This window comes from Sulfitobacter sp. M39, from assembly GCF_021735935.1.
Classification (GTDB): Bacteria; Pseudomonadota; Alphaproteobacteria; order Rhodobacterales; family Rhodobacteraceae; genus Sulfitobacter.
Genome location: NZ_WMDZ01000001.1, coordinates 517,592 through 530,896, shown reverse-complemented (window position 1 = coordinate 530,896; position 13,305 = coordinate 517,592). Strand labels below are relative to the sequence as shown.

Below are 13,305 nucleotides of genomic sequence, written 5' to 3'. Positions count from 1 at the left end.
CGAAGCAGATGCCGGAAACATCATCAGGAAAGTCAGCCGTCCCCGCATGATCTTCTAGGCGCGACGTGAGCGCGTCAAAGAAAAGCGGCCCCCTGATGGGGTGCAGATCATGTAGAACCTGATTTAAACCATTATCGTCCAGCATTTGCCCAATCGGGTCAGGACATTCCGTCACCCCGTCGGAAAGCACGATCAGACGGTCGCCAGGGTAAAGCTGGCCCGCGACCGTTTCATATTGCGCATCGGAGATCAGCCCTACGGGAAGCCCGCCTCTCCCAAAGTTTTCCAACCCTCGGTTGCGTCGCTGAATGAAGGGGTGCGGGTGGCCGGCCTGGGTTGCCCTGATCCTGCCGGTATCAAGTTCAATTTCCGCCAGAAAAAGCGTGAAATACTGCTCCGATTCCATGTCAGAGAGCACTAGGCTGTTCAGTTCGGCGATTACTTGGTCGGGCGGGCGCATTTTATATGTCCCGTCAGATTGGCGTGCCAATGCCAGGTTTTGCTCCGGTGCGACGGCGGAAAATATACCGGCCAATCGGGCGGCCATCAGGGCCGAGCTCACCCCGTGACCGGACACATCTAGCCCGTAGATCCCGATGCTATTTCCCGCTGTGAAATATCCCACCAGATCGCCCCCTACATGCCCGCTGGACCTGAGCATCAAAGACACGGCACCCGCATCGAAGGCGCAGTATGGTTCCTGCAAAAGGGATTTCTGAAATTTTCGCGCTTCGTCTAGGTCCCGATCCAATGCGTCATGTACGTTTTGCAACGCGTCCAAAGCTTCACTAATGACACGGTTTTTCGACGATAATTCACGCTGCATCGTCAAAATGCGTTCGCCCGCCATAATCCGCGCGCGTAGCTCGTCAACGTTGACTGGCTTGCTGACAAAATCGTCCGCACCGCTGTCCAACCCTTTAACCACCTCGGATTTATCAGATTTTGCCGTCAGTAAAATGAAGTACCCGTAGCTACCCTTCGAAAGTTTGCGAAACGCCTCGCAAAATTGCAGCCCCGACATACCGGGCATAATCCAATCGCTGATGATCAGATCCGGAAGCGTTTGTTCGCAGACCGCCAATGCCTCTTCAGCAGAGGCCGCTTCCTGCACATCGAATCCCCATCGCGACAACGTCGCCATCAAGATTCGCCGTTGCAGCGCGCTATCGTCGACAACCATAGCTGTTTTGATCGCGCGAAACCGCTGCGGCGTGTTTGGTCGGGCTATTTTTTCAATCTTGTTTTGCAACATACACAAGCTTTCGACAACTTCACCCCGAGCCTAGCCAACGACAGATTAAGATTCGGTGAAGCCCAAAAGTTTTAAAGTGATGATCACCCTGCACGCTTTGTTAAGATTTTTGCCCCAGAGTGACCGGAGAAGGAGGCGAATCAGTGATTGACTGGGAGCAGGTCGCGACCTTGCAAACCGCTGTAGGGCGCAACGACTTCAGCACAATTATGCGCGTGTTTTTTAAGGAGGTGGAAGAAGCCATTGCCCAACTAACGACCGGCGTAACGACCGATCAGTTTCGCGATATACTTCATTTCGTGAAGGGCAGCGCATTAAGCGTGGGGTTTGTCGAATTGTCAGAACGATGCGCGCAGGTCGAACGCAATTTTACCGGCAGCCATCAAATCACATCTATTCGGAAGGAGATAATGACCAGCTATGAGAAATCGAAAGAACATTTCCTATCAAACACGGAGACCTGCAGTGCGCCTATAGAACAAATTGAGCCAAGGTTTCGTCATTCGTAATGTCCGTATAGGTAAATCCTGCGTCTTTAAGTTGCGCCAAGAACCGCCCAAAACTGTCAGGGCTGCGTGTTTCAATTCCGATCAGAACGGAACCGAAGTTTCGCGCAGACTTCTTCAGGTATTCAAACCGACAGATGTCATCGTCCGGGCCGAGAATGCTCAAGAACTCTTTCAGTGCACCAGGGCGCTGCGGCATCCGCAGAATAAAATATTTTTTGACGCCGGAGTACCGCTGCGCCCGCTCTTTCACCTCTGGCAGACGCTCAAAATCGAAGTTTCCGCCGGATGCTACGCATACAACGGTCTTGCCCTTGATCTGGTCAGCTACTTCTCCCAGCGCCTCAATAGAAAGGGCACCAGCAGGTTCTAACACGATGCCTTCAACATTCAGCATTTCGATGATCGTGACGCAGATGCGGTCTTCGGCCAGATGGATCACATCACTCTCTGCGACACGATCCAGCCGTGCGAAGTTACGTTGGCCAATTTTTGCGACCGCGGCCCCATCGACGAAACTATTGATAGGAGACACATCCACCGGTGCACCCGCCGCCAAAGCTTTGGCCAAACTAGGGGCCCCTTCAGGTTCAACAAAGCTATACCGGCACGCATTTTGAAAATAGCTGTAAACGCCGGACGAAAGACCGCCGCCACCAACGGGAAGCAGAATGTGGTCGGGCACGCGCCCTAGCTGCTCCTCTATTTCAACCGCAACGGAGGCTTGACCCTCAATGACATCTTCATCATCGAAAGGAGAAAGAAAATGCGCACCCTCTTCCACGCAATACTGCTGCGCCGCGGCGAGTGTTTTGTCAAAGTAATCGCCGATCAAGCGAACCTCGACCTGAAGCCCACCGAACATCTTGGTTTTCTGAATTTTCTGTTGAGGGGTCGTGACGGGCATGAAAATCACCCCTTTCACACCGAAATGACTGCACATAAATGCAACACCTTGGGCGTGGTTGCCCGCGCTTGCGCAAACGAAAACAGACTTCTCGGGGATCACTTTGCGCATCGCGTTGAACGCTCCGCGCAACTTATATGATCTAACGGGGCTTAGGTCTTCGCGTTTCAACCATATGTCAGCGCCATATTTTTCTGACAGATGTTCGTTGCGCATCAAGGGGGTGGCGGGAAACACCTCTCGCATCTGTTGCGCTGCGCTGCGTGCTGCAGTTTTAAACATATCTGTCATCTCATCGACCTTCCCGTTGAATACTTGTCGATACGATTCCCTGCTGACGCGGTCAACGCAGCCTTCAATCTTGCTCACGCCTTGAAAAACAGGTACTTCGCGGTGCAAACCGAAAAGGAAACATCATGTCCGCGCCCAAAAAAGTTGTGCTCGCCTATTCTGGTGGGCTTGATACCTCGATCATCCTGAAATGGCTGCAAACCGAATATGGCTGCGAGGTGGTTACCTTTACCGCTGACCTCGGCCAAGGCGAAGAGCTTGAGCCCGCCCGCGCCAAAGCTGAAATGATGGGCGCATCCGAGATTTACGTGGAAGACGTGCGTGAAGAATTCGTGCGCGATTTCGTCTTCCCAATGTTCCGCGCCAATGCGGTCTACGAAGGCCTATATCTGCTGGGCACCTCTATCGCGCGCCCTCTGATTTCCAAGCGCCTTGTTGAAATCGCCGCCGAAACCGGTGCCGACGCCGTTGCGCATGGCGCGACTGGCAAAGGTAACGATCAGGTTCGCTTCGAATTGGCGGCCTATGCGCTGAACCCCGACATCAAGGTGATTGCGCCATGGCGGGAATGGGACCTGTCCAGCCGGACAAAATTGATCGAATTTGCCGAAAAACATCAGATCCCCGTGGCGAAGGACAAACGCGGCGAAGCGCCGTTTAGCGTGGATGCGAACCTGCTGCACACCTCTTCGGAAGGCAAAGTGCTGGAGGATCCGGCCGTGGACGCGCCCGACTATGTGTACCAGCGCACGGTCTCGCCAGAGCAAGCGCCAGATACGCCCGAGTATGTAGAGATCGGGTTTGAACGTGGCGATGCCGTAAGCATCAACGGCGAAGCCATGTCGCCCGCGACACTTCTGGCTAAGCTGAACGAACTTGGCGGCAAACATGGTTGCGGGCGCCTTGACCTTGTCGAGGGTCGTTTTGTCGGGATGAAATCCCGCGGTATTTACGAAACGCCGGGCGGCACCTTGTTGCTTGAAGCACACCGCGGGATCGAATCGATCACCCTGGACCGTGGCGCGATGCACCTGAAGGACGAGCTGATGCCGCGCTATGCGGAGCTGATCTATAACGGTTTCTGGTACAGCCCCGAGCGCACCATGCTGCAAGCGGCGATTGATGCCTCGCAAACCCATGTAACCGGTACAGTTCGACTAAAATTGTACAAAGGCCATGTGCGTACAGTCGGCCGTTGGTCGGATCACTCGCTGTATTCCGAAGCCCACGTGACATTTGAAGATGACGCTGGTGCCTATGATCAAAAAGACGCGGCGGGCTTCATTCAGCTGAACGCGCTGCGTCTCAAGCTCTTGGCCGCACGCGATAAACGCCTAAAAGGGTAAACAAAAAAGGCCCGGACAGGGGGATATTCTGTCCGGGCCTTCTATTGGGTTAGAACGGTTTACTCTGCAGTAATAACCGTCATCACCAATTTACCGTCTGGCTTGATCGGGCCGTCTTCCTTGGCACCTAATGTGTATTCAAAGCCGCCGGTTTTCATGCCGCCCTCTTCGGAGTGGACCATGAGCATCAACATATCGCCGGATTTCACTTCTTCTTGCAGAATGGCGGCAACGTCGACGTTTTCACCAGCACGCAGAGGCGCGTAGCCGACAACGGGGCCGGGTTTCATCTCGGCATCTGTACGGTGAACGACCATCCAGCCGTTTTCAGTTGCCATCACCTTGTCGGCACTGACCACACCGTTGGATACATCTTGATCCATCGCTTCGACCATCGCGTTGCTGTGTGCGGCGGCGAAGGCTGTACCCGTGGCGAGCGTGAGAGCCAGAGCGGTTGCTGTAAACATCTTCATGTCAAATCTCCTTGTTGCGTGGTTCTTCCTGATAAATCACGCAACATGAGATGATTTAGTTTCGATAAATCGAGGATTTTTACCAAACTTCATCTAAGCCGTTGTTCATACATCTTTTTATAATGTGGGAGTGCTTCGGTACACAGCGCATCTGCGGAAGGTTCAAGCCTAGGCAACGGCCCCTCTGCCCCCGCGAAACCGGTGCTTTTGTGCACGGCACCGTACCAATGTGATGCCCAGATGCCATCTTCGGGACGCGGGCCCGCCGCCCAGGAAAGCATCGCCGGATCGAAGGGCAGGTTGATGGCATCACACAGCTTGCGCAGCATGCCTTCGGGGTCGGCGCGAATATCAGCGGAATCGATGACCAGACCACCGATTTGATCGTACAGCGCGGTCTGTTGACCATAGCCGATATCATTAAAATTCGGCGCTTCTCGTTTCGCGGTATAGCTCGCAATCACGCGGGCGGGGTGGCGTATCAGGTGGACATGCACGCATCCCTCTGCCCAATCCATCGGAAACCCGTCAATCATATGATGAGGCATGTGTTTCATGTAGCGATGCGGCGTGCCCGGCTCTGCGCAGTGCGCCGCGACGCTCAAGGGGTCGCATTCATGCCCCGCGATAATTTCATCTTTCATCGGATGATCGGCGCCGGTGGCCTTAAGATACGGCGCATAGAACGGTTCATCCATCGCGATGAAATCGGCGCGGTTTCCGAAGCTATACATCATCGCCGTGCTCAGATTGCGCGGGCCGGACCACATTGCAATACGCATCAGGCACATTCCTTTGCGATCAGGTCTTTGTACAAACCGCGCAGCTTTTCGGTCACCGGCCCCATGTCGCCCGTGCCAATCTGGCGGCCGTCGATCATCGCGACAGGTGTTTGCGCCCCGAATGTGCCGGTCAAGAAGGCCTCGTCAGCACCATAGGTGTCGACCAATGAATAATTCCTTTCGAAACACGGGATATCATTGGCGCGACATAGATCGATCACCTTCTGACGGGTGATTCCATTCATGCAGTAATCGCCGGTGCTGGTCCAAACCTCCCCTTTGCGGACAATGAAAAAGTTACAGGCGTTGGTTGTATTCACGAAACCATTAATATCCAGCATCAGCCCTTCGTCAGCACCCGCTTTTTCCGCCGCAATACACGCTAGAATACAGTTCAATTTGGAATGACTATTCAGCTTTGGGTCCTGCGTCATTGGCAGCCCACGCAGATGCGGTACTGTGGCCAGCCGGATCGGGCGCGGCATATTCGGGCGCGAGTGTTCCATAATGATCGTGATGGTGGGGCCCGATTGCGACAGCGACGGGTGCTGGAAAGGTCGCGTTTTTGGCCCCCGGGTGATCATCAGGCGCGCGTGGGCATCAGTGGTCATGCCATTGGCTTTTTGCGTCTCTAACAAGGCTGAAATCAGGGCGTCGCGCGTCATCCCGATGTCAAGGTCAATGGCTTTGGACGCCTCGAACAGACGGTCAAAGTGATCGTCCAGAAAGGCCCACGTACCATCATACAGCCGCAGCCCTTCCCAGATGCCGTCGCCCAGCATGAAACCGCTGTCATAGACGCTGACCACAGCCTGTGCCTTGGGGACAATCTGACCGTTTAAATAGATCAAAATATCTTCATTGCGGGCATCTTCTTCGGCTTGGTGCGTGGTGACGTGGGTTTGCATCAAATTGCTCCTTCTTTGGGGCTGACGCTAAGAACTTCGTGCCGCGGGGCCAAGGGTGAAATCGACATCACTTGGCCGTGACATCACGGGCACCTGAGTTGCGTCGCGCAAACATTGCGGTCACCGTCAGGCAAAACAAAGGAGAATACCCATGGGATTTGCCACAAACATGCGCATGATCGCGTTAAGCGCTGCCATTGGTCTGGGCCTTGCAGCACAGGCGACAACCGCAAAAGCCGCCGGAACAGAGACGCTTTTGGTCGCGGGCGGCTGCTTTTGGTGCGTTGAAGCGGACTTTGAAAGCGTTAAAGGCGTGAAAGAGGTCGTGTCGGGTTTTGCGGGCGGAAGCGTGAAAAACCCCACCTATAAACAGGTGGTCGGCGGCGGCACGGGGCACTATGAAGCCGCGCAGATCCAGTATGATCCGGCGGTTGTGTCTGCGGACAAGTTGCTGTCGATTTTCTTCCGGTCGGTTGATCCGACGGATGCGGGTGGGCAATTTTGCGACCGCGGCGATAGCTACCGCACCGCGATTTTTGTCGACGATAACGGGCAGAAGGCCGCTGCAGAAAAGGCCAAGGCCGATGCGCAGGCCGCTTTGGGCAAGACCGTCGTAACCCCGATCTTGGGCAAAGCCGCGTTCTACCCCGCCGATGCCTACCATCAGGATTACTACAAAAGCGACGAACGTCTGGCCTTTACCAGCGTCGGCTTGGGCGTGAAGAAATCTGTCGCCTACAAGCGCTATCGCAACGGCTGCGGGCGCGACCAGCGCGTGAAACAACTTTGGGGCAGCGCTGCGCCCTTTGCGAAATAACGTTAACCCCGCGTTAATCGCGAGCGTTAATCTTCGTCAAAACCGTGATCCTGGATGTCTTTGAGGTCCGGGATCACGTCCGCTGTTCCTTGCCGCGTGACCATCAAGGCACCAGCTTGCATTGCCAGCGCAATCGAATCCGGCATCGACAGTTTGCGGTCCAAGGCAGCGATCAGATAGCCGGTAAACGTGTCCCCCGCCCCCGTGGTATCGATGGCTTTGACCGGATAGGCCGGAAAGCTTTGCACCGTTTTCGCCTTGTTAGAGACCCATTTGCACCCCTCAGCACCCAAGGTCACGATAATATCGTCGATCGGTAGCGCGTCGATGCGGGTGCCTGTGGTTTTTTCAAGCGCCTCTGCCTCGACCTCGTTCAACACCAGCAGACCAATGTCGGGCAGAACCTGCGCCACGATTTCAGCATCAAAGGGCGCGGCGGCATAGGCGACGCGCAGGCCCAGAGTATGCGCGGTCTGCGCGGCAAAGCGTTGGCCCAGGGTTTCGTTCTGCATCAGCAGAAAGTCACCGGGCGATGCCTCTGCCAGGGCGGCCCCGATCATCTGGGTGGTGATCTGGTGATTGGCCCCTGAAAACAACACGATAGAGTTTTCACCATCCTCGGCCACACAGATATTCGCGTGGCCGGTGGCCGTGTCGATCCTGCTGATATGCTGCGTTTCGACGCCGTATTCCAGCAAGCGGTCCACGGCCCATTTACCATCCGGCCCCACGGCGCCGATATGCATGACGCGCGTTCCGGCGCGGGCGGCGGCGACCGACATATTGGCCCCCTTCCCGCCCAACCCTTGCCGGAAATCATGCGCGGCAATCGTTTCCCCCGGCGCCGGCAGATGCCGCAGATAGTAGAAGTTATCCGCGTTGATAGAGCCGAGGTTCCAGATCATTCGCCGACCTTGCAGGCCGCCAGAATAGCCATGTTCAGGATGTCATTCGCGGTGGATGTGGTCGAACAGATCTGGATCGATTTGTCCAACCCTGTCAGGATCGGGCCGATCACCGTAGCGCCCGCCATTTCCTGCATCAATTTGACCGAGATACTGGCCGAATGGCGCGCCGGCACGACGAGGATATTCGCAGGCCCTGTCAGCCGCGAGAACGGATAGTTCTTCTGGCTTTCCGCATTCAGCGCCACATCCACGGTCATTTCGCCTTCGTATTCGAAATCGACCCCGCGTGCGTCCAGCACATCGGGTGCACGCTGCATCTTTTCTGCCCGCTCGGAAACCGGATAGCCAAAGGTAGAGAAGCTGACGAAGGCAACCCGCGGCTCAAGCCCCATATGGCGCGCGACCTTGGCCCCTTTTTCAGCAATATTCGCAAGGTCTTCTTCGTTCGGCCATTCATGCACCAGCGTATCGCCGATGAACACAATCCGCCCCTTGTGCAGCAGCGCAGTGATCCCGACGGCGCCGTGTTTTGCATTTGCATCGAACACGTGGTTTAGCCGTTCAAGCACATGGGCGGATTTGCGGGTTGCACCGGTCACCAGACCATCGCCATGCCCGTGCGCCAACATCAGCGCGGCAAAGACGTGGCGGTCACGGGCGGCCAGACGGTGGATATCCTTGCTGTCCGACCCTTTGCGCTGCAAGCGGTTGTAAAGGAATGATTTATACGTCTCCAGGTGCTGGGTATTGGCCGCATTCACGACCTCAAGCTCGCGGTAGGCATCCTCCATCCCCGCCGCCGTCAGCTTGGCCTTTACGTCGTCAGCACGTCCGACCACCAGCGCCTTGCCCAGACCGGAGCGTTGATACATCACCGCAGCCCGCAGAACCTTGGGGTCATCCCCTTCGGCAAAGATCATCCGCGCCTGATTGGCCCGCGCACGGGCGTTGATCCCGCGCAGGATATTCGCCGTCGGGTCCATCCGCGACTTCAGGCTCAGCTCGTAGGCGTCCATATCGATGATCGGGCGCCGCGCGGCGCCGGTGTCCATACCTGCACGCGCAACAGCAGGCGGAATACGATGGATCAGACGCGGATCGAACGGCGTCGGGATGATATAATCCCGACCAAAGCTCAGGTTCTTGCCATAGGCCAGCGCCACTTCGTCCGGCACATCCTCGCGCGCAAGATTAGCCAAGGCGTGGGCGCAGGCGATCTTCATCTCGTCGTTGATGGCGCGGGCGTGGATATCAAGCGCCCCGCGGAACAGATAGGGAAAGCCCAACACGTTATTCACCTGATTGGGGTAATCGCTGCGGCCCGTGGCGACAATCGCATCGGGGCGCACCTCGTGCGCTTCCTCCGGCGTGATTTCAGGATCGGGGTTCGCCATCGCGAAGATCACCGGATTATCCGCCATGCTGGCGACCATCGCGGGCGTCACCGCCCCCTTGACCGACACACCCAGGAACACATCCGCGTTCTTCATCGCCTCTTCCAGCGTGCGCAGCTCGGTCTGCGCGGCATGGGCCGACTTCCACTGGTTCATACCCTCGGTACGGCCCTGATAGATCACACCTTTTGTATCGCACATGATACAGTTGTTGTGCTTGGCCCCCATCGCCTTGAGCAGTTCAAGACAGGCGATCCCCGCCGCCCCCGCACCGTTCAACACAATCTGCACATCTTCGATCTTCTTGCCCGAAATGCGCAAAGCGTTCAGCAGACCGGCGGCACAGATCACCGCGGTGCCGTGCTGGTCGTCGTGAAAGACGGGAATATCCATCTCCTCTTTCAGACGCTGTTCGATGATGAAACATTCCGGCGCCTTGATATCCTCAAGGTTGATCCCGCCGAACGTCGGGCCCATCAGCTTGACCGCGTTGATGAACGCCTCGGGGTCTTCGGTATCCAGCTCGATGTCGATCGAATTCACGTCGGCGAACCGTTTGAACAGCACCGACTTGCCCTCCATCACCGGTTTCGACGCCAGCGCACCAAGGTTGCCCAAGCCCAAAACGGCAGTGCCGTTGGAGATTACCGCGACCATATTGCCCTTGTTGGTATAGTCATATGCCAGCTCGGGATTTTCGGCGATCGCTTCACACGGAACGGCAACACCGGGGGAATAGGCGAGGCTCAGATCCCGCTGGGTCGTCATCGGGACGGTTGCGGTGATTTCGAACTTGCCCGGCGTGGGTTCAAGGTGAAAGGCGAGCGCCTCTTCGGACGTGATGCGGTTTTTGGTCACTAGAACGGCTTTCCTCATGGTTTCCCGCTTGATATCGCCGATCGGCCCCTCACACAATCATGATGGCGCTCACGGTTTGCGCGACGTCGCGGCGACGCCTTGCGTGCAAAGCCGGTCCGCCCTTTCGTCTGGGGGCGCGGTTTTGTACACAACGTTAACTCGAACCGGGGGCGCAGAGTGACCGAAGAAAAAATCACGCCGATGATGGCGCAATATCTAGAGCTTAAATCCCAGTACGCCGAAGCGCTGCTGTTCTACCGCATGGGCGATTTCTACGAAATGTTCTTTGACGATGCCGTCAATGCCGCTGAAGCGCTGGATATCGCGCTGACCAAACGCGGCAAGCACGGGGGCGAAGACATCCCCATGTGCGGCGTTCCGGTGCATGCTGCCGAAGGGTATTTGCTGACGCTGATCCGCAAAGGGTTTCGCGTGGCGGTCTGCGAACAGATGGAAAGCCCGGCAGAGGCGAAGAAGCGCGGCTATAAATCCGTGGTCAAACGCGATGTCGTGCGGCTGGTCACCCCCGGCACATTGACCGAGGAATCCCTGCTCGAAGCGCGGCGCCACAATTATCTGGCCGCATTTGCAGAGGTCCGCGATGGTCATGCGTTGGCCTGGGTCGATATTTCGACCGGCGCGTTCCACGTGATGCCCCTGACCCTGTCGCGGCTTGGCCCCGAACTGGCTCGCCTGTCCCCGTCAGAGCTGATCGTCTCAGAAGCGAAAGAGACTGATTTGCGTGAATTAGTCTCTGATTTCGACATCGCGCTGACCCCTATCGCACGCTCTGCCTTTGACAGCAGCAGCGCTGAAAAACGGGTCTGCGATCTGTTCGGCATCGGGTCGCTCGACGCCTTCGGCAGCTTTGAACGGGCTGATATCTCGGCCATGGGCGCGATCATCGACTATCTCGAGATTACACAGAAGGGCAAACTCCCCCTCCTGCGCCCTCCGCAGAAAGAGGCCGAGGCCCGCAGCGTACAGATCGACGCTGCCACACGTCGCAATCTTGAACTGACACACGCGCTGACCGGTGGCCGCGCCGGCACACTGTTGTCCGTGATGGACAAAACAGTGACCGCCGGCGGTGCCCGCCTGCTGGAACGGCGCATTTCGTCACCTTCCCGCGTGTTAGAGACGATTCAATCCCGTCTGGACGCGATCAGCTTTGCCTATGACACCCCGTCGATCCGCAATGACATCCGGCAGTATCTGCGCAACGTCCCTGATCTGGACCGCGCCCTGTCGCGCCTGTCGCTGGACCGCGGCGGCCCCCGTGACCTTGCCGCCATCCGCAACGGCCTGACCGAAGCCAGCCATCTGGCTGACAAGATGCAAGCCGCCGCCCTGCCCGATCTGCTGTCCCAGGCCGCCAAAGGGCTTACCGGCCATGACAGCCTGATTGATCTGCTCGACGATGCGCTGATCGCCGAACCACCTTTGCTGGCCCGCGACGGCGGCTTTATCGCGCCGGGGTATGACGCCGAGCTGGACGAGGTGCGCACCCTGCGGGACGAAGGCCGCAGCGTCATTGCCCAGATGCAGCAGGATTTCATCTCGCTCACCGGAATCTCGATGTTGAAGATCAAACACAACAACGTGCTTGGCTATTTCGCCGAAGTCACAGCGACCCACGCCGAGAAAATGCTGTCGGCGCCGCTGTCCGATACCTTTATCCACCGTCAGACCACCGCCAATCAGGTCCGTTTCACAACCGTGGAACTGTCAGAGATGGAGACAAAGATCCTCAACGCGGGCAACCACGCGCTGGAGATTGAAAAGCGTCTCTATGAAACGTTGAAACGCGCGATTCTGGATCACTCCGGCCCGATCGGTGTTGCCTCGGCTGGATTGGCCGAGATTGATCTGGCCACTGGTCTGGCCGATCTGGCGCAGTCCGAAAACTGGGTGAAACCCCGCGTCGATAATTCGCGTGCCTTCGACATTCAGGGCGGCCGCCATCCGGTCGTGGAACGCGCCTTGGCCCAGCAATCCGGCAGCCCCTTTATCGCCAACGACTGCACCCTGTCGGCCGATGGCGACAACGCGAACATCTGGCTGCTGACCGGCCCTAACATGGCGGGTAAATCGACCTTCCTGCGGCAGAATGCGATCATCGCCTTGATGGCGCAAATGGGCAGCTATGTGCCTGCCGCCAGCGCCCACATCGGGCTGATCAGCCAAATTTTCAGCCGCGTCGGCGCCTCTGACGATCTGGCACGGGGCCGTTCCACGTTTATGGTCGAAATGGTCGAAACCGCCGCAATCCTCAATCAGGCGGACGACCGCGCGCTTGTGATCCTGGATGAAATCGGGCGCGGCACGGCGACTTATGACGGCTTGTCCATCGCCTGGGCCACGCTGGAACATCTGCACGATATCAACCGCTCTCGCGCTTTGTTCGCCACACACTACCATGAAATGACCGCGCTTTCGAACAAGCTGGGCGGGGTCGATAACGCTACCGTCGCGGTCAAGGAATGGGACGGAGAGGTGATCTTCCTGCACGAGGTCCGCAAAGGCGCCGCCGATCGGTCCTACGGTGTGCAGGTCGCGCAATTGGCCGGCTTGCCGCCTTCCGTCATCGCGCGCGCACGCGTCGTGCTTGAAGCGTTGGAAAAGGGCGAACGCGAAGGCGGCGCGACGCAGAAAACCCTGATCGACGACCTGCCCCTGTTTGCCGTGGCACCGGCACCTGCGCCTCAACCAAAACAAAGCTCCAAGCTCGAAGAAACGCTGGCCGAGATCATCCCCGACGAGCTCTCTCCACGTGAAGCGCTCGACCTGCTTTATAAATTGAAAGAGGCGGCCAAAACCTGACCGCCTCCCTCGCTTCCAAATGGTGTTAAATCCTCCC

Annotated in this window: 10 protein-coding genes and 1 pseudogene; 4 read left to right on the top strand and 7 right to left on the bottom strand. The window is 57.2% G+C overall.

The genetic code is table 11. The features are described 5' to 3' along the window. Positions 1–7: 7 nt before the first annotated feature. A pseudogene (locus GLP43_RS02500) lies at positions 8–1,183 on the bottom strand (SpoIIE family protein phosphatase); the annotation flags it as partial. 215 nt (positions 1,184–1,398) lie between these two features. Here GLP43_RS02500 and GLP43_RS02495 point away from each other — a divergent pair. Continuing rightward, positions 1,399–1,764 (top strand): Hpt domain-containing protein, encoded by a 366-nt coding sequence (locus GLP43_RS02495; RefSeq protein ID WP_237278070.1) that lies wholly within the window; start codon positions 1,399–1,401, stop codon positions 1,762–1,764. Here the strand turns inward: GLP43_RS02495 and ilvA are convergent. Next, a complete protein-coding gene (gene ilvA / locus GLP43_RS02490; protein ID WP_237278069.1) occupies positions 1,727–2,959 on the bottom strand; it encodes a threonine ammonia-lyase IlvA in 1,233 nt (410 codons plus the stop codon). The genes GLP43_RS02495 and ilvA overlap by 38 nt on opposite strands. A 125-nt stretch (positions 2,960–3,084) precedes the next feature. Between ilvA and GLP43_RS02485 the strand changes: the two genes are divergently transcribed. After that, positions 3,085–4,305 (top strand): argininosuccinate synthase, encoded by a 1,221-nt coding sequence (locus GLP43_RS02485; protein ID WP_005850804.1) that lies wholly within the window; start codon positions 3,085–3,087, stop codon positions 4,303–4,305. 59 nt (positions 4,306–4,364) lie between these two features. Here the strand turns inward: GLP43_RS02485 and GLP43_RS02480 are convergent, their stop codons facing one another. The 3 genes from GLP43_RS02480 to GLP43_RS02470 form a co-directional block, all read right to left on the bottom strand. Beyond that, a complete protein-coding gene (locus GLP43_RS02480) occupies positions 4,365–4,778 on the bottom strand; it encodes a DUF7282 domain-containing protein (protein WP_005850801.1) in 414 nt (137 codons plus the stop codon). An 89-nt stretch (positions 4,779–4,867) separates the two neighbouring features. Continuing rightward, positions 4,868–5,560 (bottom strand): sulfotransferase, encoded by a 693-nt coding sequence (locus GLP43_RS02475; protein ID WP_237278068.1) that lies wholly within the window; start codon positions 5,558–5,560, stop codon positions 4,868–4,870. Continuing rightward, positions 5,560–6,468 (bottom strand): D-amino acid aminotransferase, encoded by a 909-nt coding sequence (locus GLP43_RS02470; RefSeq protein WP_237278067.1) that lies wholly within the window; start codon positions 6,466–6,468, stop codon positions 5,560–5,562. Before GLP43_RS02470 ends, GLP43_RS02475 begins: the two co-directional genes overlap by 1 nt. A 151-nt stretch (positions 6,469–6,619) precedes the next feature. Between GLP43_RS02470 and msrA the strand changes: the two genes are divergently transcribed. After that, on the top strand, positions 6,620–7,285 hold the full coding sequence (gene msrA, locus GLP43_RS02465) for a peptide-methionine (S)-S-oxide reductase MsrA (RefSeq protein ID WP_237278066.1): 666 nt from the start codon (positions 6,620–6,622) through the stop codon (positions 7,283–7,285). Between the two features lie 26 nt (positions 7,286–7,311). Here the strand turns inward: msrA and GLP43_RS02460 are convergent, their stop codons facing one another. Both GLP43_RS02460 and GLP43_RS02455 read right to left on the bottom strand, forming a co-directional pair. Further along, a complete protein-coding gene (locus tag GLP43_RS02460) occupies positions 7,312–8,190 on the bottom strand; it encodes a ribokinase (RefSeq protein ID WP_237278065.1) in 879 nt (292 codons plus the stop codon). Continuing rightward, the gene (locus GLP43_RS02455) at positions 8,187–10,445 is read right to left on the bottom strand and encodes an NADP-dependent malic enzyme (RefSeq protein ID WP_237278064.1); all 2,259 of its coding nucleotides are present in this window, start codon (positions 10,443–10,445) and stop codon (positions 8,187–8,189) included. Before GLP43_RS02455 ends, GLP43_RS02460 begins: the two co-directional genes overlap by 4 nt. A 201-nt stretch (positions 10,446–10,646) precedes the next feature. On the opposite strand from GLP43_RS02455, the gene mutS reads away from it, so the two are divergent. Continuing rightward, complete coding sequence (gene mutS, locus GLP43_RS02450) at positions 10,647–13,268, top strand: DNA mismatch repair protein MutS (protein ID WP_237279910.1); 2,622 nt, start codon at positions 10,647–10,649, stop codon at positions 13,266–13,268. The last annotated feature ends 37 nt before the right edge of the window (positions 13,269–13,305 follow it).